Origin of the sequence: Mycolicibacterium peregrinum, assembly GCF_001665625.1 — a bacterium.
GTDB lineage: Bacteria > Actinomycetota > Actinomycetes > Mycobacteriales > Mycobacteriaceae > Mycobacterium > Mycobacterium peregrinum_B.
In genome coordinates, this window is sequence record NZ_LZSY01000087.1 from 1 (window position 1) to 21082 (window position 21082).

A 21082-nucleotide genomic window follows, 5' to 3' on the forward strand; every position below is an offset into this window, starting at 1 on the left:
CGCACATAAATCCGCGAGCCCTTCCCGTCGAGCAGAAGAACTCCCATCCCGTTGCCCGCCTTGACTTTTAGAGTCGAATCGGGAGTCTCCCGCCGTAACCGCGATAGCAGAAACGTTTCCAACACCGAGCACGACACCGTGATCGGTCGCACATTGCTGCCCTGATCGACAAAACGATCTGGGACTTCCGGATGCCGCGCAGCCAGATCCCCATGCGCCTCGCCCAAAACCTGAGCATGCTGCCGGACGAGTTCCTCCACCAACTGCTGAGGATCGTCGTGTAGTTCCATGGGGTAAACATTTACCCCGGTATCCCACACTCAACCTCGCGCCACGCCGCTGCCGGTCGGCAAAATTTTGGCTGCTCATACCTAATAGGTTACATGTATGCGTGGATAAAACTGCACTTCAACACACCTTTAAGGCGTGTTTTGAGAATTTAACGCCTGATAACTACTGGGCTCGGTGTTTCATCTGCAAGGTGACCTGGTGGACCAGAACCGGTTATCGGCATGTGCGGACCTCCTCATGACGACGAGCCCGAACGTACTGGTGTACAGCGCGATTGACGGCTGGCGTCGGCAGATGGTCGAGCGCGGTCACGAGTTGATGGGCGCCGCACTGGATCTGGCTGGGCGGACCCGACGCGAGATCGAGGAAATCGACGACGTCGAGGTGCTCGACCAGGAGCTGCTGGGCAAGCAGGCCTCACACGATCTGGATCGGTTGCAGGTGCTGATCGATGTGTCGGGGACCGGTACGTCGGGCTACCAGGCGTCGGACTGGTTGCGCGAGCGCTGTGAACTCGACCTGGGTATGACCGACCATCGCCGGGTCCTGGCCACCATGTCGTTGGCCGACGGCCCGGATACCGCGGGCCGGTTGGTCGAGGCGCTCAAGCTGTGGCGCAACGCCGCTTACGATTTCGACCCGCCGCCGCGGGTCGATCTGCCGTCGCCGACGGAGTTGGAGCTGGAGACCGTGGCGTCGCCCCGCGATGCGTTCTTCGGCCGGGTCGAGGATGTTCCGGTGGAGCAGGCGGCCGGCCGGATCTCCGCCGAGCAGATCACCCCGTATCCGCCGGGCATTCCGGCAGTGGTTCCTGGTGAACGGATCAACGAGGCAGTCCTGGATTACCTGCGTACCGGTCTGGCGGCAGGGATGAACGTGCCGGACCCCGCCGATCCTTCGCTGCGCACGGTTCGCGTCGTCGCGTAGGCGGTGCGAAGGTCGGCCACCAGTCCGTCGAACGCTTCGTCGCGGGTCTCCGACGGTCCGCGCAGCACGGCCGACGGGTGAATCGTCGCTACCAGCGCGGGGTCCCCGCCGGACATCAGGCCCGCGACGTGGAGGATCTCCCCTCGGTGACGCGAGACCCGAAAGTCATTGCCCAGCAGGGATTTAGCGGCAGTCGCTCCGAGAAGGACCACGACCTCTGGGGAAACCGTGTCCAATTCAGCCAAGATCCATGGCCGGCACGCCTCCACCTCGGTGCGGCTGGGGGTCTTGTGGATACGGCGTTTGCCGCGCTCATTGGTGGTGAACTTGAAGTGCTTCACGGCGTTGGTCAGATAGAGCTCGTCGCGGTCGATCTCGGCAGCGGCCAGGGCTTTGTCCAAGAGGCGGCCGGCCGGGCCGACGAAGGGCTCTCCTGCCCGGTCCTCCTGGTCACCCGGCTGCTCGCCGATCAGCATCACCCGCGCGGACGGTCGTCCGGACCCGAAAACAGTCTGAGTGGTGTCGCGATATAGCGGACAGCCTTCACAGTGCCGCGCCGCACCGGCCAGCTCGGACAACTCATGTGTCTCGGGGACGAATGGCGCTGCGCTGTGCATTGCCGTGGAATACCCGATCAACCGTTTGCCACGCGCAAGTGCGGGTATTCGTTGTCATGACAACAGGAGATGATCGACATGACCGGGGCATACGCGGCTAAACGGGTATTGCATCGCAGGAGCAGCCTTGAGGCCGCGGTCCTGGGAATCGGCTGTCGATTCGCCGTGAAGAACGCGATCCGTGCCTGGGCGTTGCAGCCTGATCTGGCGTGGCCGCTGAGCTCCATCGATCATCTCGTCGGAGTGGTCCCGCGGCGATCGTCGGTGTCGGTGCAGCCCGTGGCACTGCCGAATTGCCCGGCGGAACTGGTGCGCGCACCGGGGACATCGGGGCGTAACGCGATTCTGTACTTGCACGGTGGGGCGTTTCTTACCTGTGGGCTCAACACCCACCGTGCTCTGGCTTCTCGATTGTCGGCTGCGGCAGACGCACTGGTGCTCAACGTCGGCTACCGGATGTTGCCCGTGTGCGGCCTTGCCGACGCCGTCGAGGATGCCCTGGCCGGGTTGTCCTGGCTTCGACAGCGGGGTTACGGCGCCGAGCGGACAGTGATCGCCGGTGACTCGGCCGGCGGATACCTGGCCTTCGGGACGGCGCTGAGGTCGTTGGACCGCGGTGTGGTGCCGGCGGCCGGTCTGGCCGCGATCTCGCCGTTGATCGATCTGGACCCCGCGCAAAAACTGGCTCACCGCAACGTCTCTCGGTGCTCGATGTTCACCGGGGCGGCGTTGTCGGCCTTCGCCCGCTGTGTGCGGCGCAGCCAATGTGAGCCCAACCGTTGTGACGCCGAGCCGTTGATCGATCCGGCCACGGCGGATCTGACGGGTATGCCACCGGTCATGATCCACGTGGGCGCAGACGAATTACTCTTGGCAGACTCGGAATTGGTCGCCGACCGCCTGGCCGCCGCGCATGCATCGTGTGAGCTCCACGTCTGGAGCGGCCAGATCCACGACTTCCCGCTCGCCGCCGAGATCCTGCCGGAAGGCAGGCAGGCCATCGGCTACATGGGCGACTTCGTCAAAGGTGTGACCGCCGCACCTGCTCAGAGTGCAGCCTGATCGATCTGCCGGAGTTTCCCGCGGCGGTGCCGTGGGCATCCCACCACCATGAGCGATATCGAAAATGGCCCGGACGACACTCTCTCGCCGAGTGAGTCAACCGATTCCGACGAAGTCGCCAACGCCGACGGCGACGACGTGGTCGATCCGCCGGAGCAGTGGCACGGCGCCGACCGGGCGGGCGAGCCGGAATCGCTCGAGAGCAAGCTGGATGCGGAGCGGCCCGACCGGCCGGCCGGGCCGGGGCCTGCGCGCGACGTCGACGAGGCGATCGCCGAGCCTGGCGGCTTCCGGATCGTGAGCCCCGACGACGAGTCTCAGGACGGTTGACAGCCGCTCCTTGACGAAGCTGGCGAAATCAGCACGGGCGGCGGCGAATTCCGTCTCAGCCGGCCTGGCGCTGCAGTGTGACCGAGGCGGTGTTGGCATCGGCGTGGGTGGCGATGCCGCTGCCCTTCGCCGTGACGGCCAGCGCCGTGCGGTCCCCGCGGAACAGGTCGCGGGAGAACTCGCACGGGGAACCGTTCTGGTCGTAGGTGACCCGCGTGATCAGCAGCAGTGCCGCCTTGGGCTTGATGCCGAGCAGAGTGGCTTCACTGCTGGTGGCGTTGACTGCCTCGATCCGCTCATCGGCCCGGCCGGTGACCAAACCGTATTGGGATTGCAGGATTTCGTAGAGTGACCCACCCAACTGCTGGTCGAGCAGGCCGGGGAAGGCGTCTGCGGGGAACTGGGCGTGTTCGAGCGAGATGGGCGAGCCGTCGGCCAGGCGCACGCGCTGGATCTCGATGACATAATCGCCTGCGCCCAGACGCAGCGCGCTCCGGGTGGCGTCGTCGGGGGTGGTGATGCGCGTCGAGAGCACCCGGGTGCCGGCGACATATCCCTGGTTGGCCAGGAAGGCGGGCACACCGACCACGTCGGAGAGGTGCCGCTCCACCTGACCGTGGCTGATGAAGATGCCGCCGGCCCTGCCGATCACCCGGTGCACCATCCCGGCTTCTTCCAGCGCGGCCAGCACCTGGCGCAGGCTGGAGCGACTGGTGCCGTAGCGTTCGGCCAGGTCACGCTCGCTGCCGAGTTTGGCGCCGGGGGTGCCCGCGTTGATGTCGGCGACGATGTGCCTGCGCAACTCTTCGCTGTGAACTGCCACCCCGGCCCCCTGCCCGTGTATTGGTCCAGCCAATTCTATCCAGGTTGAACTAGAGTTCAGCGATCGCCATGTGCGATTCGGGCAGAATCTGTCCGCCGTCCACGACCAGCGACTGTCCGGTGATGTAGGCGGCCTCGTCGGTGGCGAAGAACAACGCCGCATTACCGATGTCGGCGACCGAACCGAGGCGACCGGCAGGTACTGCCGAGGCCATTTGGTTGAGGTAATCGGGGCCCATTTCGTCCAGCCCCTCGGTGACGATGTTGCCCGGCAGGACCGCGTTGACGGTGATTTTCTTGGGTGCCAGTTCCATCGCCGCGGTGCGCAGGAAGCCCAGCTGGGCGGCCTTGGATGCACCGTAGTGCGACCAGCCCGGGTATCCGGTGATCGGGCCGGTGATCGACGAGGTGATGACGACGCGTCCGTGGCCGCTGGCGGTCAGTGCCGCCAGGGCGGCCTGCACGATGTAGACGGTGCCCTTGAAGTTCACCGCAAGGACCTGGTCGATGTCGTCGGGGGTGAGGTCTTCGAGGCGTCCGGACGGGAAGATGCCGGCGTTGGCGCAGACGATGTCCAGGCCGCCGTGCCGTTCGACGGCGGCGTCCACCACCTGGCGGGCGTCTTCAGGACTGGTCACGTCGGCGCGCAGGGCGCTGACCCGACCCGGGGTGCCGGCGAGCGCCGAGACCGTCTCGTCGAGGTCGGACTGGTTACGGCCGGTGATCAAGACGTCCACGCCGGCATTTGCGAAGGTCTGGGCGATGCCGCGGCCGATGCCCTTGCTGCCGCCGGTGACGATGGCCGAGCGGCCCTGAAGCGATGCGAACATGGTTGAGATCCTTTGAGAGTCAGGTCAAGGTGAGGCCGTTGGAGCGCAGATAGCGCTCGGCGAGTTCACAGCTACCCGCGGCATAGCTTATGGCCTTGGTGGCCGATTCCCTGGAGTGGCTGTGGCTGCCCATCCAGGCCAGCAGCAATAGCCTGCGCAGCAGCACGAACGAGGCCAGCATGTCCTCGTCGGAGGCCGGCAGGTCGCGTCGCGTGCGGTAGCCGCTCACCCAGGCGTCCTGCCATTCCGGCAGGGCTGGGTCGTGTTCGATGAACGATACGGCTGTGCCGAAATCATAGAAGTGCCAACCGAATCCACAATCATCGAAGTCGATGACGGTGATGTTGGGAGTTCCTGCGGGATCAGGGTCAACCAACAGGTTGGCCAGCCGCAGATCGGCGTGGATCAGCCCGTAGACGTCGGACCCGGTGCCGTACGCCTGCAGCCGGTCATGCAGCAGTGCCTGGGCGCGTTCGAGCACCTGTTGCTCGGCCGGGCCGACGCCTTCGGCATCGTGCCAGCGGCCCCAGCGCGGTTTCGCGCCGAGGCTGTGCTCCCAGTCCCACGAGAACCGGCCGAACCCGGGCGGGCGTTCCCACCGCTGCGAATGGTCGTGCAGCGCAGCGGTGATCCGGCCCAGCGTGTGGAAATCGTCGAGGGTCAGCGACCCCTCGTCGGGTTCGGCCCCGGCGACCATGCCGAAATGTACGACATGCCGGGCGACTCCGCCGGTCTCCTCGCCCTGGACCGTGACCAGCCGCCGACCGTCTCTGGCCGGTAGCACCGAGGGCACAGTGACGTCACCGTCAGTCTGAAGTGCCTGCAGCCAGTCCAGTTCGGACTCGATCTCGTGGGGCCGGTGGTAGTCCTGCCGGTGCACTCGAAGGATGGACCGGGTGCTGCCGTCCTCGACGAGATACGTGGCATTCTCGGACAGGTTCAGCAACCTCAGGGTCGCGTCTGTCCCGATGTCGTACTGGCGTAACGCCAGTTGTGCGACATCGACCTCGTCGGTGATGACCATTAGTGATCCCGTCCTTCGATACTGTCGAGCACTGCGGTGATCCGGTCCCGTGCCACCGTGACATCCGCGGTGCTGCCACCGATGTAGAGCCTTCCAGCAGCGCCGATCATCTGCACGTCGACCACGGTAAGCCCGGGTGCGGCGCGCTCCGCCTCGTTGGCCGCGACCGCCGCGAACAGCGCCGGGGTCATCTCGTACACCAGCAGCGACTGCCCGGGCAGGATCATCGATGCCTGCCGGTTGCGGTTGAGGATCACCGCGTGCTGATCGGTGATGCTCTCGATGATGTCGTGGTAGAGGACCCGCGGCCGCAACTGATCGGATGCCTTGTTGCCGGTGCCGGCCAGGATCGCCTCGCCGGCCCGCCGGACATCGTCCAGGTTGGCCGAGTGGATCTCCAGGACTCCGAATTGGCGTTCCACGTAAAGGATTCCGGGCTGTATGCCGGGGACTTCACGCAGGGCCAGATCGATCACCCGCTCGATGGCCAGGGCGGGGGATACCTCGACGATGAGCGCATGCTCGCCCTCGTACGGTGGGTATCCCCTGGCCCGGGTCGGCGTTCCGAGGTACGCAGCGAACTGGCGCTGCAGGTCCTCCACCAACAGGTAGACGCGGATCTGGGTGCGAATCCGCGTGCTCTCCTCCGCTTTGGTAGGCATGACTACTTGCTGGCGACCGAGAAGTGTGCGCCGAGCTCGTTGTGCGGACGCGGGATGACGTGCACGCTGACCAGTTCGCCCACCTGGGAGGCAGTCTCGGCGCCGGCCTCGGTGGCGGCCTTGACCGCACCCACCTCACCGGTGACGATCACGGCGACCAGGCCGTCGCCGACCTGCTGCCGGTCGGTGATGGTGACGTTGGCGGCCTTCACCATGGCATCGGCGGCAGCGAGCGCAGCCACGAAGCCTTTGGTTTCGATCAATCCGATTGCGTTGCTGGACATAGGTGTTTCTCCTTATTTGTTGGGTTCGCTATCAGGGTTGGGTGTCTGTATTGATATCGATGGATCCGATGATGAGGGCGTCGACGGGCGGCGGGGTTCCGGTGAACCAACCCGACGCCACCGAGCCCTGGGCCACGAGGACGTGCTCGCCCACGCCGGTACCCAGGACGTCGAAGGCGATCAGCTTCGATCCGGTGCCGTCGACCTCGACCTCGAGGAAGGCGCCTGCGGGGATACCGTCGATGCGCCGGGTCGACCACACGTTGCCGGTGACAGTCGCTGCTAGCACTTTGGCTCCTTTTCAATCTTGATTCCCAAGGTGCGGGCCTTCTCCCGGGCCAGCGGGGTGAGCACCGCCTTGCGACCGAGCACGAGCGTGCCGCCGGCCATGTCGGCGATTTGGCGTTCGGTGACCGCGCCGCTGTCGATGCGCCTGCTGGCCCCGCCGGCCGACGTGCGGGATGCTCCGGCCAGCCGGAACCTGAGCCGGCCGGCCTTCAGATCAGCGCGCGTCTTGGGGCTTTCGAAGAGACGCAACAACTTCCGGACGAAGGTGTCGAGGTCCCTGTCGTTGGCCAGCTGCACGGTCTCGGTGCGGTTCTTGCCGTCGACGGCGCGGGGCCCGGTGGGTTCCACACCGAACTGGGTTGCGACCGTCGGCGGTGCCGACAATGCTGCGACCGTCGGCGGTGCTGTTGGAGCCGGAGCCGGTGGTGGGGGGACAGCCACCGGCCCCGGAGTCTTGGCGGCGGCGCCGGCATCCCGGACGGCCTCCCGCACCACCTCGCGCACCAGGGCGCGCAGCTCGTCACGGTTCATGCCGTGGCCCTGGCGAGTGCGTCCTGGGCGGCCTCGGCCGCGGTGCGGATGTCGGCTTCGGTACCGGACAGGTAGACGCGGCCGGTGGCGCCGATCATCCGGAAGTCGACCACCTTGATGTCGGCGGCCTTCTCGGCCTCGTTGGTGGCCAGGATGGCGTACGACGCGGGCTGGACCTCCAGCACGAACAACGACTCACCCGGCAGCACCATCGACCCGATCTTGTTGCGGTTGATCAGGAATGCGTGCTGATGGTCGACGCTCGAGATGATCCGCGAGGCCAGCACATTCGGTGCCACAGCGCTTCCGGTGTCGCCGCCCAGCTCGTCGAGCGCGGCGTCGGCGGCGGCTTTGACCGCTCCGGTCTCGCCGTGGAACTCCAGGTAGCCGAATTGCCGTTCGACAACCAGGATTCCGGCCTTGACCTCGGCGTGTTTGAGGGCGACGTCGGTGACGCCCTCGATGTCCAGACCGGGAGCCACCTCGATGATCTGGGCGGCCTGGTCGGCCCGGGGCAGGGCACCTTTGATCCAGGTGCCCAGATACGACATGGTCTGCGGTTGCAGCCGGTCGATGAAAATGAAGGAACGAAGTTCAGCCACAGCCCTACCTCTTGATCAGTTGTGCGAGTTCTTCGACGACCAGTGCGCGCAGTTCGGCCCGCAGCGTGTCCAGCCCGGGGTCCGAGGACCGGTTGGCAGCCGGGTACGAACGGCGCGGCGTGACGGGTACGCCGTCGCGGTCGTTGGAGGCGCGGGGATATTCGGGCACCGGACCGGCGGGGGAGTGCCACGGGTTGATGCCCGCGAAATTGCCCATCGGCACCCCGGCGTCGCTGTTGTAGGCGACACGGGCCCAGTTGACCAGGTTCTGCGGCTGCAGGTTCTCTCCGATCGAACTGCGACCGACAAACCCGGTGCCGATGGTCATCGACGGTGCCAGGTTGGTGTCCAGCCCGGAGCTTCCGGTGGAGTTTCCGACGTTGACCGATACCCGTAGCACGGGAACCTGCGCGGCGAAATCGGTGATGACCGAGGGGTTCTCGCTGTGGATGGCGGCCGAATGCCCGGCCCCGCCGATCCGCACCACGGCCCGGGCCGCGCGAATCCCTCGCGCGGCGTCGGCAGCGGTGGTCATGCCGAGCACCGGGGACAGCTTCTCGTGGGCCAGCATCTCCTCGGTGATCACGTCGTCGAACGGCGCGATCAGCACGCGGGTCTTCGGGGTCACCCGCAGGCCGGCCTGCCCGGCGATCCACGCAGCGTCCCGTCCGACCACATCGGTGTTGAGGTGGCCGTCGGCGAACATGTAGGCCCGCAGCCGCCGGGCGCCGTCCTCGTCGAGGATGTGCGCCCCGGCCCGGGTCAGCGCCGAGCGCAGCTTGTCGGCGACGGCCTCTTCGACGATCAGCACCGACTCGTTGGTGCACAGCACCGAATTGTCGAATGCCTTGCTGTCCACGATCCGCTTGGCGGCGGCGTTGATGTCCGCACTGGCGTCGACGAACACGGGGACGTTGCCCGGGCCGACCCCGAGCGCCGGGTTGCCCGACGAGTACGCGGCTCGGACCACGCCGGTGCCGCCCGTGGCGACGATGACGTCGGTGCGTTCGTCGGCCATGAGCGCCTGGACCAGGGGAATCGACGGCTCATCGACGACTTGCACGATGCCGTCGGGCGCACCGGCCGCGACGGCGGCCTCGGCGAGCACGCGGGCGGCCTCGACCGAGCACTGCTTGGCCCGGGGATGGGGCGCGACGACGACGGCGTTGCGCGTCATCAGTGCCAGGATCACCTTGAAATACACGGTGGCAACGGGATTGGTGGTGGGCGTCAGTGCCAGCACCACCCCCGCGGGGCGAGGCAGTTCGACGATCTTGCGAGCCTCGTCGATCCGGGGTGACACATAGTCTTCTCCGCGGTAGTAATCGACGATGCCGCGCGAGCAGGCCCGGTTCTTGGTGACCTTGTCAGCCACCACACCCATGCCGGTCTCGGCGACCGCCTCGGCGGCAAAGCGCTCGGCCTCGGCGTAGCCGGCCTCGGCCACCGCGTTGACGATGTTGTTCACCGCGGCTGCGTCGTAGTCGGCGTAGGCCGCGGCGGCCCATCTGGCCCGTTCGAGCATGTGGCCCGCCTGTGCAGTACTGGTCATGATGCCTTCCGTCCGATGGCGGCGGTCTTGGCCCGGCTCACCGCTACTTCGAGGCGGTCCAGGACGTCTTCGCACAACTCGCGCGAGAGCAGAAGACCCGGTTTGAACTGCAGCACACGGGGATCCAGTGTCGAGAAGATCGCCCAGACCCCGTTCTGGTAGAGCTCGCGCATCACGAACTTCGCGCCCTCGGGATGGTCGAATTCCAGACCGATGACCACACCGTTCTGCCGGATTCCGACGAACCAGTCCGGGTGGTCGGCCTGGATGCGGCGCAGGCCCTGGTCGAAGATGTCGGAGATGTAATGGACCATCGAGCGCACCTCGGGGCGGGTACAGATCTCCAGGGTCTTGATCGCCGCGACACAACCGAGTTCGGCGCCGCCGAAGGTGGAGATGTGTCCGAAGCCGTCCTCATCGAGCCACTGCGCTGCCCGATCGCCGAGCAGGGCCGCGGTGATCGGGTACATGCCGCCGGACAGGCCCTTGCCGGTGACCAGGATGTCGGGTTCGATGCCGTGTTTGGTGATGGCCCACAGTTCACCGGTGCGCATCAGACCGGTCTGCACCTCGTCGGCGATGTAGAGCGTGCTGTGCTTCTCGGTCGCGGCCTTTACCGCTTCCAGGTATCCCGGTGCGGGAAGGGGGAATCCGTAGGTGGCCGGGATGGTCTCCATGATCACCGCGGCGACATCACCGGGAGCCAGCACCTTCTCCATCGCGGCGATGTCGTTGAACGGCACCTGCAGGAACTCATCGGGTTGGTCGGCCAGGAAGAACTTGGCGAACCTGTCGTCGCCGGTGGCCACCGCCAGGCCGGTGTGGCCGTGATAGGCCTTGACGATCGAGACGATCTTGCGGCGCTTGGTCGCGTGCCGGGCGCTCTTGAGCGCGATGTCGATGGCCTCGCCGCCACCTGACCCGAACGCGACCTTCTTGATCGACGCCGGGGCCGTCTCGACCAGGCGCTGCGCCAGGGCGGTACGGGCCACCGAGGGAAAGTGGTGGTTACCGACGTCGAAGTGCTGCATGCCTTCGGTAATCGCCTGCATCACTTCGGGATTGCGGTGACCGAGGTTGTAGGTGCCGCCGTTGAGGTGCATGTCGATGAGACGACGCTGCTCCATATCCCATAGGAAGTAGCCTTCCCTGCGGTCGATCACCAGATCGACACCCGTATCGGTCCAGAACTGCGTCTTGTCTGGATTCCAGAACGTCTTCGCCCTATCCAGCACTTCGGCTTTGGATTCGAACGTGAACGTGCCGTAGTCGTACATGCGGCTCCCTTGAGTAGCTACCCGGTAGCTGTGATGGCCCTCACCGTAAACGGTCGCAACCATTTGTGTCAATGGTTGCAAGTAGCGCTTGCGAACCGCTTTTGGTCGTGCCAATATGCCTTAGGTTCGCACTGTGGCCCAGGCCACATCGAGCATCCACTGTTACCTGGAAGGTATTCCGCTAGATGACCGAACAAGTTGTCGCAAAGAGCGAATCTGCAGCTCACGATGTACAGCGACTAAAGCGCAACGCCGTCGGGACGGTCGGCGTGATCTTCATGGCGGTGGCGACGGCTGCACCGATCACCGCAATGGTCGGCAATGTCCCGATCGCAGTTGGCTTCGGAAATGGTTCACACGCTCCAGCCGGCTACATCGTGGCGACGGTCGTCCTCGGCCTCTTCGCCGTCGGCTACGCGACCATGGCCAAGCACATCACCACCACCGGCGCGTTCTACGGCTACATCTCCCACGGCCTCGGCCGTATCGTCGGGATGGCCAGCGGCGGGCTGATCACCATGGCCTACGTGGTTTTCGAGGCCTCGCTCATCGGGATCTTCTCGTTCTTCTTCCAGAACTTCATGCAATCCCAGCTCGGTGTCCATATCCACTGGATCATCCCGGCATTGCTGATGCTGGTGATCAACGCGGCCCTGACCTACTTCGATGTCAACCTGACCGCCAAGGTGCTCGGCGTGTTCCTGGTGACCGAGATCGTGATGTTGGCGCTCGGCGCGGTGGCGGTGCTGTTCAAAGGCGGCGGGCCGCAGGGATTCGCGATCGCCGAGACCATCAACCCGATTGGCGCCTTCTCTCCGGCAGCTGGAATCGCCGGTGCGAGTGCCGGATTGGGCCTGTTCTTCGCATTCTGGTCATGGGTCGGGTTCGAGTCGACCGCCATGTACGGCGAGGAGTCGCGTAACCCCAAGAAGATCATCCCCCGCGCCACGATGCTGAGCGTCGTCGGTGTCGGTGTGTTCTACGTGTTCGTGTCCTGGATGGCGATCGCCGGTACCGGTCCGCAGCACGCGGTGGAACTCGCGCAGGACTCCGCCACGTCCTCGGAGATCTTCTTCGCCCCGGTGCGGGATGCCTACGGCGAATGGGCGATCACGGTGTTCAACGTGCTGCTGGTCACCGGATCGTTCGCCTGCGGGATGGCATTCCACAACTGTGCCTCGCGCTACCTCTACGCGCTCGGTCGCGAAGGTCTGTCCAAGGGACTGCAGAAGACCATCGGCTCAACACATCCCACACACGGTTCGCCCTACATCGCCTCGTTCGTGCAGAGCGGTATCGCACTGGTGATCATCCTGGCCTTCCTGTTCGCCGGAATGGATCCCTACGTGCACATGTACACGCTGCTCGCGATCCTCGGGACGATGGCGATCCTGATCGTGCAGTCGCTGTGTGCCTTCTCGGTGATCAGCTACTTCCACATCCGGAAGAACCACCCGGTGTCCAAGCACTGGTTCAAGACGCTCATCGCCCCCGGCCTCGGCGGGATCGGCATGCTCTATGTCGTGTACCTGCTGTGGGAACACAAGGACGCCGCCGCGGGCACCGCATCCGGCACCCTGCTGTTCAAACTGACGCCGTGGATCGTGGTGGGCATCTTCGTCCTCGGCGCTGGAATGGCCACCTACTTCAAGCTGCGCGATCCGCGCCGCTACGAGTTGATCGGCCGGATCGTGTTCGAGGACAACGTTGTTCGAGATTGACGCGTTCGACCGGTAGATGGACTCCTTCGAGCGTCTCCTGCTGAAGTTCGTCCTCGCGTGGGCTCCCTACGGGGGTCCGCGCGAGGACGACGTCTGGCTCGAGTTCGGTATGACAACCGACCAGCTATGCCTGCGCTTCGCCCGGACCGTCCAGTGCCTGGTGCCCAGGGCCGGTTCCCTCTCGAGAGCCGACCGCTGTCTGCTGGAACGGGCCTGCGTGTACCTGCGTCACCGCCGCGAACTAGCCGAACGCCGCCCGTAGATAGCCGGCTTGACTGGCCATGAAGGCTTGGGCCACGGGGGTTTTCGCCGCGATCTGATCGAACCCGTGGAAAGCTCCGTACACCTGCTCGACCTGGCAGTCCACCCCCGCCGCGCGCAGCCGCTCGGCGTAGGCCAGGTCCTCGTCGTGGAACAGGTCCAGCGTGCCCACCCCGATCCAGGTCGGCGGCAGCCCGGCCAGATCCTGGCGGCGGCCCGGTACGGCGACGGCCGGATCGGCGCCGCCGAGGTAGGCCGACCAGCCGAATCTGTTGCTGCCCTGGGTCCACAGCCGATGACCGGGGTTCTCCAGCTCCGGGCCCACCGAGCGGTCGTCCAGCATCGGATACACCAGGATCTGGGCCGCCAGCTGTACCTCCCCGCGATCGCGGGCCAGCAGGGCGAGCGCCGCGGCCAGGCCGCCTCCGGCGCTGGCACCGGCGACGGCGACCCGGGTGGGATCGACCGCGGGCAGCCCCGCCAGCCACTTCAGCGCGGCATAGCAGTCCTCCAACCCGGCCGGGTAGGGATTCTGCGGCGCCAGCCGATACTTGACGGCGGCCACGGTGGCACCGAGTTCCTTGGCGAACCGCCGGCACAGGGCGTCATCCTGTGCCGGGCTACCCAGCACGTAGCCGCCGCCGTGGATCCACAGCAGCGCCGGCGTCGGCTCGGTGACTCCCTTCGGGCGAAACAGCCGGACGCCTGCTCCCGAGCTCAGGGTCAACACCTCGACGTCCTTGGGTGTCTGCCGGTTCTGCAGGCGGGTCAGCCGCTGCAGCAACGGCAGCGAACGCCTGGTCACCAGCTGGCGCGGGATGAACCGGGCGATGCGTTCGAGATCGGGGTGAAAGGCTGTGCTGACGGTCACACCGTCAGTTCTACCGTGCCGGTCTGGTCAGCTGTTGTTGAAGGCTATAAACAGTGCCGCGATCGCGTCGTCACGGACCACGATGTAGTTCGTCAGGATCAGTTCGTCAGGCAGGTTCGTCTTGTCGAACTCGCCGTCATAGCGGGCGCACACGACGATCACCCCTGGCCGTACGTCGGCGTCGGTGACCTCCATGGTGACGCGGTCACCGGTGATTTCCCGGGCGATCCAAGTGCGGATGGCCGCGGTATCGGCGAACTCGCGGTGGTTGTCGTTGACCACGGCGTCCGCCGTGAAGGTGGCCAGCACGGCATCGGTGTCGAAGGCGTTGACTGCGTCGACGTAGCGGCGCACGACTGCGGGGAGCTGATCTGAGATATCACGGGACATGACGTCAGGCTCGCGTCGTCGGCGGCGGGAGAGTCAACCCCGGCGCCGTGCTTGAGTCTCCCCCTGGGGGAGACGCCACACTGGGCACGTGAACATCGCCCTGTCCATCGGCGACTTCTCGCGGATGACGCAATTGCCGGTCAAGACGCTGCGGCACTACCACGAGGTAGGCCTGCTCGTACCCGACCGCATCGACTCTTCTTCGGGCTATCGCTACTACACCGTCGAGCAGGTGGCCACTGCGCAAGTGGTGCGCCGCCTGCGTCAGCTCGACATGCCGATCGCCGATTTACGCGCGGTGCTCGCTGTCGCACCGGCCGAGCGCAATGCGTTGATCAGTGATCATCTGCGACGGCTGGAGGATCGGCTTACCGCCACCCGCAGCGCCGTCGAGTCCTTGCGGGCCATCCTGGAGCCGCCGGATGAGACGTCGAGCATCGAGTACCGCAGTGTCCCGGCGGTTGCGGCCGCCGCGATCACGGCGACGGTGGATCGTGACGATCTGCCGGCCTGGTGGCAGGGCGCCGTCGGGGAACTTCGCGCCACGGTCCACGCCGATCCCGGGCTGGTGGCGACCGGCGCACCCGGCGCGTTGTTCGGGTTCGACATCTTCAGTGGTGACCGCGGCGCCGCGACGGTCTTCATCCCGGTCGACGGCCGCGTTCGCCCGGTCGGCCGGGTCGAACGGCAGACCGTCCCGGCGGCCGAACTCGCGGTGGTGAACCACCGTGGTCCCCACGATGATGTGGACCTGGCATACAGCGCACTCGGCGAGTATGCGACACAGCGGGAGATCAGTGTCGAGGGTCCGCTGCGCGAGTACTACGAGCGATTCGTCTGGGACACAGATGATTCCGCGCAGTGGCGTACCACTCTGTGCTGGCCGGTCTTTCGGGCCGACGCATGAACGCCCTCGACGGGCGGCGCGCGGTGGTCACCGGCGGTACCAAGGGTGCCGGCGCGGCGATCGTCCACCGACTGCGGGCCGCCGGCGCTCACGTCACCGCGGTGGCTCGTCGCCCCGACCGTGACGGCGCCGCGGCGGCAGACGATTTCCTCGCCGCGGACCTCACCTCGGCGGCCGACATCGCCGACCTGGCGTCGCACATCCGTCAGAACGGCGGCGCGCACATCGTGGTCCACACGGCGGGCGGCTCCAGCGCACCACCCGGAGGGTTCGCATCGCTGAGCGATCGGAACTGGGCCGACGAGCTGAACCTGAACCTGCTGGCGGCGGTCCGGCTCGACCGGGCATTGCTGCCGACGATGATCGACGACGGCCGGGGTGCGGTGGTGCACGTCGGATCGATCCAGAGCCGGATGCCGCTCTACGACGGAACCCTGGGGTACGCCGCGGCCAAGGCGGCGCTGCGGGCCTACAGCAAGGGCCTGGCCAATGAACTGGCGGCCAAAGGTGTTCGGGTCAACACCGTTTCACCCGGGTTCATCCAGACCACGGCGGCCGAGGCGTTGATCGATCGCATTGCCACGGCCACCGACGGATCCCGAGAGGACGCCCTCGAATCGCTGATGTCCGCGCTCGGTGGCATCCCGCTCGGCAGGCCGGCCCAGCCTGCCGAAGTCGCAGAAGTGGTCGCGTTTCTGGTGTCGGATGCGGCCTCTTCCATCGTGGGTGCCGACATTGTCGTCGACGGCGGTACCGTCCCGACGGTGTAGAGGCGCCCGCGAGCTATTTCAGCAGCGGGTCGCGGGGCAGGCCGAGGATGCGTTCGGCGATGGTGTTGCGGGTGATCTCCGATGTGCCACCGGCGATCGTCATCGCTCGGTTGCCGAGGTAGGCCCGGGTCAGCTTCGTTGTCTGTCCGGTCACCCCGGCCGTCCCGACCAGGTCCATACCGAGTTCAGTCAGATGCTGTGAGTGCTCGGCTACCAGCAGCTTGGTGACGTTGCCCTCCGGTCCTGGCTCGGTGCCTGCGATGGCCCGGCTGACCCGGCGCAGGTTCAGCAACCGGAGCGTGTGGCCGACGGCAATCACTTCGCCGGCGCGGCGCACGTACCGCGCGCCGTCGGGGTCGGCGTCGATCAGGGCGACCAGCTCGTCGGCGTCGAATCCGGTCGGGGCCGCGGACCCGCCGCCGATCGAGATGCGCTCATTGCCCAGGGTGGCCCGCGCGACCAGCCAGCCCTTGTTCACGTCGCCGACCACGTCGGCGTCCGGAACGAACACGTCATCGAAGAACACCTCGTTGAAGTGTGCGTCACCGGTCAGGCCACGCAACGGATTCACCGTCACTCCAGGTGATTTCATGTCGATCGCCATCATCGTGACGCCGGCGTGCTTGGGTGCGTCGGGGTCGGTGCGCACGGTGGCCAGGCCCCACTGGCAGTGCTGAGCCAGGCTGGTCCACACCTTCTGACCCGTTACCCGCCAGCCGCCGTCGACCTTCTTGGCGGCGGTCCGCACGGCGGCCGCGTCCGAACCCGCTCCCGGCTCGGAGAACAGCTGGCACCACATCACCTGACCGCGCAGCACGGGTTCCACCCAGCGCTCGCGCTGATCGTCGGTACCGGCTTGGGCGATGGTCAGAGTCACCCAGCCGGTGATGCCCATGTCTGCGCGCTCGATGTCGGTGAATTCTTCCTCGATCACCAACTGTTCCAACACATCTGCGGCGCGCCCGTAGGGCTTGGGCCAGTGCGGCACCAGGTAGCCGGAATCCACCAGATAGTCGCGGCGCTTGTCCTCGGGCAGCGCCCGCACCGCCGATGCGGCGGCCTGTGCGTCCTGGCGGTACTGCTCGGCGTCTTCGGGCAGTGTGAACGACGCCCCGTGCGCCTGCCCGCTGCGTTGCCCGTCGACGACGTCGACCAGCGGATCGGCGCCGTCACCGAGCACTGCGGCCAGGGTCCGGGCCCGGCGCAGGTACAGGTGCGCGTCGTGCTCCCAGGTGAAGGCGATGCCGCCGTGCAGTTGAACGTTGGTCTGGGCGCAGAAGATCTGGGCCCGGATGGCGTGGGCGGCGGCCACCGCGGCGGCGAACCGGGCACCGTCGAGAGTGTCGGCGCGGGCGGCGTCCCACACTGCTGCGGTGGTCTGTTCGGCGTCGACGAGCATGTTGGCCGCGTGGTGTTTGACGGCCTGGAAGGTGCCGATGGTGCGACCGAACTGCTCACGTACCTTGGCGTACTCGACGGCCATGTCCAGTGCGGCCCAGGCGACACCGACCGCCTCGGCTGAGCCGAGGATGCGGAACACCGTGCGGGCCCCGCGCGCCGCGCCACGCAGGATCCGGCTCTCGTCGACGGCCACGGCACGCAGGTCGACCGCGCCGATGCTCCGGGTGGTGTCCAGGGAATCCTGTGCGGTGACGGTGATTCCGTCCGCCATCGCGTCCAGGATGACGACGTCGTCGCCGGCGGCCAGGACCAGCACCTGCGCGTCGGGGGCGCCCAGCACCGCGCGGGCCTGTCCGCCGAGGAGTCCGTGGGCGTCGATGCTCACCGAGCCGGCCAGTCCGAGTGCTGCCACCGTCGTTCCCTCGGCGAGGCCCGGGAGGAGTTCGGCGCGAACGGAATCCGGTGCATACCGGTCGATGACCACAGCCGCGGACACGGTGGGCAGGAACGGTCCCGGGGACAGTTCGCGTCCGGCGACCTCGGCCACCACGGCCAGCTCGGGCAGACCGAACCCGGAGCCGCCGTACTCCTCGGAGACGGCCAGTCCGTTCCAGCCGAGTGCGGCGCCCGCCGCCCAGATCTCGGCGGGATAGCTGCCTGCCTTCTCCAGGGTGGCGCGGGCGGCTGCGCGGCTGTCGAGACGGTTCAGCTGCCCGAGTGCCGCATCGGCGAGATCCAGGTGCTCTTCGGTGATGGCCAGCGCAGACTTAGTCATGGTTAGCGAAGCTAACGGGGCTGACGCGGTTAAGTCGACGTGATGCAGGTCACAATTCGACGCCGGGTGGACAAGTCGGCGAAGTTGTCGCCTGAGTCAATAGGCTGCGGGGTACGCTCGCGCAATGACGGCACGACCGGATAACCGGTACCCCGCACCGACGCTCGCTGATCGAGCAAAATGGTTGCTGCATGCCAAGCCTTCCGACCATATGCTGGCCCTTAGCGTGGCATCAGCTTCGCTGCCGGTCGTGGGCAAGCACCTGGAACCGCTCGGCGCCCTAGCTGCCATGAGCGTGTGGGGATTCCGCCATCTGCCCGAGTTCGTCGCCTCCTCGGCGAAGTCATGGTTCGCCCCGGACAACAGCGAGTTGCGGCAGGCGGAGCGGGAGCAGACCAACGCCGTTGCCCAAGAGGCGCTGCGCGGGGTGGTCTCGCCGGCTGACCTGGCCATCGACTGGCCGGCCCCCGACAGCGTGGCGCCGTTGTGGCACACCTACGAGTACCGGCGCGACGTGTACCGAACCTCGGTGCGCTACGGCGACGACCCGACCCAACTGCTCGATGTGTGGCGGTCCAAGGATCTGCCCAGCGCAGCCCCCGCTCCCGTCCTGTTGTTCGTGCCGGGCGGTGCCTGGGTACACGGTGGCCGGATCCTCCAGGGCTACGCGCTGTTGTCACATCTGGCCCAGCAGGGCTGGGTGTGTCTGTCGATCGATTACCGGGTGGCCCCGCATCATCGCTGGCCGCGCCACATCACCGACGTCAAGGCCGCCATCGCCTGGGCGCGGGCCAATGTCGACAAGTTCGGCGGCGACCGCAACTTCGTCGCCCTCGCGGGCTGCTCGGCCGGTGGTCATCTGGCCGCGCTGGCCGGGCTCACCCCGAACGACCCCGAGCTCCAGGGAGACCTGCCGGAGGGCGCCGACACCTCGGTCGATGCCGTAGTGGGCATATACGGGCGCTACGACTGGGAGGACCGCTCCACCGAGGAGCGGGTCCGGTTCGTCGATTTCCTGGAACGGATCGTGGTGGGCCGCAAGCTCGATCGGTATCCGGAGATCTTCCGGAAGGCCTCACCGATCGCGCAAATCCATCCCGATGCACCGCCGTTCCTGGTTATCCACGGCACCGGCGACAGTGTCATCCCGGTCGCGCAGGCACGCAGTTTCGTCGACAAGCTCAGGTCGGTGTCGCGGGCCGTGGTCAGCTACATCGAGTTGCCCGGCGCCGGACATGCCTTCGACATGACGGACGGGGCCAGAACCGGGACGATGGCTACGGCAATCGGCTTGTTCCTCAACCAGATTCACCGAAACCGGGCGATGGACGAGGCTAAAGCGGTCATATAGACGTTTCCACACCTGGGGAGGGACACCGTGAAGCGGTTGAGTGGGTGGGACGCGTTCCTGCTGTATACAGAGACGCCCAACGTGCACATGCACACGTTGAAGATCGCGGTCATCGCGCTCGAAGACATGGGTGAGCGGACTTTCGGAATTGACGAGTTCCGGGAGGTGATCCGCGGACGGCTGCACAAGCTGGACCCCTTCCGTTACCAGCTCGTGGACATCCCGTTCAAGTTCCACCACCCGATGTGGCGGGAGAACTGCGACGTCGACCTGGAGTACCACGTCCGGCCATGGCGGGTACGTGCCCCGGGCGGGCGCCGTGAACTCGACGAGGCCATCGGTGAGATCGGCAGTACCCCGCTGGACCGTAGCCGGCCGTTGTGGGAGATGTACTTCGTCGAAGGCTTGGCAAACGGGCGCATCGCCGTGGTCGGCAAGATCCACCACGCCCTGGCCGACGGGGTGGCCTCGGCCAATCTCCTGGCCCGCGGGATGGATCTACGCGACGGCCCGGACCGCGACGACGACTCCTATGCCACCGATCCTGCGCCCAGCAAGTCCGAACTGGTGCGCTCCGCGTTCGCCGATCACATGCGTCAGCTCGGCCGGTTGCCCGGGACCATGCGATACACGGCCAAGGGGTTCGGGCGGGTTCGACGCAGCAGCCGCAAGCTGTCGCCCGAGTTGACCCGGCCGTTCACCCCGCCGCCCAGCTTCATGAACCACATCCTCGACGAGAAGCGCCTGTTCGCCACGGCCACACTGGCATTGGCTGACGTCAAGGAAACGAGCAAGAAACTCGGGGTGACGATCAACGACCTGGTGTTGGCCATGTCGTCGGGGGCACTGCGCACGTTGTCGCTCAAATACGACGGCAAGGCCGACCATCCGCTGCTGGCCTCGGTGCCGATGAGCTTCGACTTCTCGCCGGACCGCATCTCGGGTAACCGCTTCAGCGGTGTGTTGGTGGCGTTGCCGGTAGATATCGCCGACACCGCCGAGCGGGTGCAGCGCGCGCACGATGCAGCCGCGCTGGCGAAGGAAAGTCATCAACTGATCGGTCCGGAACTGATCGCGCGCTGGGCCGCCTACATGCCGCCGGCGCCGGTCGAGGCAGCGTTCAAATGGCTGTCACATCAAGACGGTCAGAACAAGGTGCTCAACCTCAACATCTCGAACGTGCCGGGACCGCGGGAACGCGGCAAGGTCGGCGGGGCCACCGTCACCGAGATCTACTCGGTCGGGCCGATCACGACGGGCAGCGGGCTGAACATCACGGTGTGGAGCTACGTCGATCAGCTCAACATCTCGGTGCTCTCCGACGATGCCACGGTCGACGATCCGCACGAGGTCACCGAGGGCATGGTCGACGAGTTCCGCGAAATTCGCAGGGTCGCAGGACTTTCGGACAAGTTGACCGTGGTCGAGTCGGCGATGCCGCAGTGACTTCTGCACCGCGAGCGTGCGTGTTTGTCTGCCTACTCGCCGTGCAACAGTGACAGTTGCCGCACGCTCGCGTAGTCGCACATCAACCGG

At 66.4% G+C, this 21082-nt stretch carries 22 protein-coding genes and 1 pseudogene; 8 read left to right on the top strand and 15 right to left on the bottom strand.

Annotated elements, in window-relative coordinates:
• A partial coding sequence (locus A5779_RS33845; protein WP_131811638.1) for a hypothetical protein occupies window positions 1–290 on the bottom strand: 290 nt, incomplete at its 3' end.
• Window positions 291–459: 169 nt separating this feature from the next.
• Between A5779_RS33845 and A5779_RS11755 the strand changes: the two are divergent.
• Window positions 460–1218, top strand: a pseudogene (locus tag A5779_RS11755) (Orn/Lys/Arg family decarboxylase); the annotation flags it as partial.
• Here A5779_RS11755 and A5779_RS32955 read toward each other — a convergent pair.
• On the bottom strand, window positions 1134–1835 hold the full coding sequence (locus A5779_RS32955) for a UdgX family uracil-DNA binding protein (protein WP_082941654.1): 702 nt from the start codon (window positions 1833–1835) through the stop codon (window positions 1134–1136). The pseudogene A5779_RS11755 and the gene A5779_RS32955 sit on opposite strands and share 85 nt — an antisense overlap.
• Before the next feature lie 69 nt (window positions 1836–1904).
• Here A5779_RS32955 and A5779_RS11765 point away from each other — a divergent pair, with 69 nt between their 5' ends.
• Both A5779_RS11765 and A5779_RS11770 read left to right on the top strand, forming a co-directional pair.
• On the top strand, window positions 1905–2897 hold the full coding sequence (locus A5779_RS11765; protein WP_064881999.1) for an alpha/beta hydrolase: 993 nt from the start codon (window positions 1905–1907) through the stop codon (window positions 2895–2897).
• 48 nt (window positions 2898–2945) lie between these two features.
• Complete coding sequence (locus tag A5779_RS11770) at window positions 2946–3227, top strand: hypothetical protein (RefSeq protein WP_064882001.1); 282 nt, start codon at window positions 2946–2948, stop codon at window positions 3225–3227.
• Window positions 3228–3282: 55 nt separating this feature from the next.
• On the opposite strand, the gene A5779_RS11775 is transcribed toward A5779_RS11770, so the two are convergent.
• From A5779_RS11775 to A5779_RS11820, 10 genes are read right to left on the bottom strand one after another with little or no spacing between them, the layout of a single operon-like run.
• The gene (locus tag A5779_RS11775) at window positions 3283–4050 is read right to left on the bottom strand and encodes a GntR family transcriptional regulator (protein WP_064882003.1); all 768 of its coding nucleotides are present in this window, start codon (window positions 4048–4050) and stop codon (window positions 3283–3285) included.
• 49 nt (window positions 4051–4099) lie between these two features.
• Complete coding sequence (gene fabG, locus A5779_RS11780; protein WP_064882005.1) at window positions 4100–4879, bottom strand: 3-oxoacyl-ACP reductase FabG; 780 nt, start codon at window positions 4877–4879, stop codon at window positions 4100–4102.
• 19 nt (window positions 4880–4898) lie between these two features.
• Complete coding sequence (locus tag A5779_RS11785) at window positions 4899–5903, bottom strand: phosphotransferase enzyme family protein (RefSeq protein WP_064882007.1); 1005 nt, start codon at window positions 5901–5903, stop codon at window positions 4899–4901.
• The gene (locus A5779_RS11790) at window positions 5903–6565 is read right to left on the bottom strand and encodes a hypothetical protein (protein ID WP_064882009.1); all 663 of its coding nucleotides are present in this window, start codon (window positions 6563–6565) and stop codon (window positions 5903–5905) included. Before A5779_RS11790 ends, A5779_RS11785 begins: the two co-directional genes overlap by 1 nt.
• A 2-nt stretch (window positions 6566–6567) precedes the next feature.
• The gene (locus A5779_RS11795) at window positions 6568–6849 is read right to left on the bottom strand and encodes a BMC domain-containing protein (protein ID WP_019347921.1); all 282 of its coding nucleotides are present in this window, start codon (window positions 6847–6849) and stop codon (window positions 6568–6570) included.
• Window positions 6850–6880: 31 nt separating this feature from the next.
• Entirely contained in the window at window positions 6881–7138 is a 258-nt protein-coding gene (locus A5779_RS11800; RefSeq protein ID WP_064882011.1) for a EutN/CcmL family microcompartment protein, read from the bottom strand.
• Window positions 7132–7668, bottom strand: a complete 537-nt coding sequence (locus A5779_RS11805) for a hypothetical protein (protein WP_064882013.1) — start codon at window positions 7666–7668, stop codon at window positions 7132–7134. The genes A5779_RS11800 and A5779_RS11805 overlap by 7 nt, the downstream gene beginning before the upstream one ends.
• Complete coding sequence (locus A5779_RS11810) at window positions 7665–8270, bottom strand: BMC domain-containing protein (protein WP_064882015.1); 606 nt, start codon at window positions 8268–8270, stop codon at window positions 7665–7667. Before A5779_RS11810 ends, A5779_RS11805 begins: the two co-directional genes overlap by 4 nt.
• Window positions 8271–8274: 4 nt before the next feature.
• Window positions 8275–9822 carry an aldehyde dehydrogenase family protein gene (locus A5779_RS11815; protein WP_064882017.1) on the bottom strand — a complete coding sequence of 516 codons (1548 nt, stop codon included), beginning with the start codon at window positions 9820–9822 and terminating at the stop codon, window positions 8275–8277.
• Entirely contained in the window at window positions 9819–11099 is a 1281-nt protein-coding gene (locus A5779_RS11820) for a class-III pyridoxal-phosphate-dependent aminotransferase (protein WP_064882019.1), read from the bottom strand. The genes A5779_RS11815 and A5779_RS11820 overlap by 4 nt, the downstream gene beginning before the upstream one ends.
• Window positions 11100–11284: 185 nt before the next feature.
• On the opposite strand from A5779_RS11820, the gene A5779_RS11825 reads away from it, so the two are divergent.
• Window positions 11285–12820 (top strand): APC family permease, encoded by a 1536-nt coding sequence (locus A5779_RS11825; RefSeq protein WP_064882020.1) that lies wholly within the window; start codon window positions 11285–11287, stop codon window positions 12818–12820.
• 241 nt (window positions 12821–13061) lie between these two features.
• On the opposite strand, the gene A5779_RS11835 is transcribed toward A5779_RS11825, so the two are convergent.
• Together A5779_RS11835 and A5779_RS11840 are read right to left on the bottom strand one after the other, a co-directional pair.
• A complete protein-coding gene (locus A5779_RS11835; RefSeq protein WP_064882024.1) occupies window positions 13062–13952 on the bottom strand; it encodes an alpha/beta hydrolase in 891 nt (296 codons plus the stop codon).
• Window positions 13953–13979: 27 nt separating this feature from the next.
• On the bottom strand, window positions 13980–14342 hold the full coding sequence (locus tag A5779_RS11840; protein WP_064882026.1) for a nuclear transport factor 2 family protein: 363 nt from the start codon (window positions 14340–14342) through the stop codon (window positions 13980–13982).
• Between the two features lie 88 nt (window positions 14343–14430).
• Here A5779_RS11840 and A5779_RS11845 point away from each other — a divergent pair, with 88 nt between their 5' ends.
• Complete coding sequence (locus A5779_RS11845) at window positions 14431–15249, top strand: MerR family transcriptional regulator (RefSeq protein ID WP_082941655.1); 819 nt, start codon at window positions 14431–14433, stop codon at window positions 15247–15249.
• Window positions 15246–16019 (top strand): SDR family oxidoreductase, encoded by a 774-nt coding sequence (locus tag A5779_RS11850; protein WP_064882028.1) that lies wholly within the window; start codon window positions 15246–15248, stop codon window positions 16017–16019. Before A5779_RS11845 ends, A5779_RS11850 begins: the two co-directional genes overlap by 4 nt.
• A 13-nt stretch (window positions 16020–16032) precedes the next feature.
• On the opposite strand, the gene A5779_RS11855 is transcribed toward A5779_RS11850, so the two are convergent.
• On the bottom strand, window positions 16033–18195 hold the full coding sequence (locus A5779_RS11855; RefSeq protein ID WP_064882029.1) for an acyl-CoA dehydrogenase family protein: 2163 nt from the start codon (window positions 18193–18195) through the stop codon (window positions 16033–16035).
• Between the two features lie 124 nt (window positions 18196–18319).
• Between A5779_RS11855 and A5779_RS11860 the strand changes: the two genes are divergently transcribed.
• Together A5779_RS11860 and A5779_RS11865 are read left to right on the top strand one after the other, a co-directional pair.
• Window positions 18320–19546, top strand: coding sequence for an alpha/beta hydrolase (locus A5779_RS11860; protein ID WP_064882031.1), 1227 nt, complete (start codon window positions 18320–18322; stop codon window positions 19544–19546).
• Window positions 19547–19573: 27 nt separating this feature from the next.
• On the top strand, window positions 19574–20992 hold the full coding sequence (locus A5779_RS11865) for a WS/DGAT/MGAT family O-acyltransferase (RefSeq protein ID WP_064882033.1): 1419 nt from the start codon (window positions 19574–19576) through the stop codon (window positions 20990–20992).
• Window positions 20993–21082: the final 90 nt, after the last annotated feature.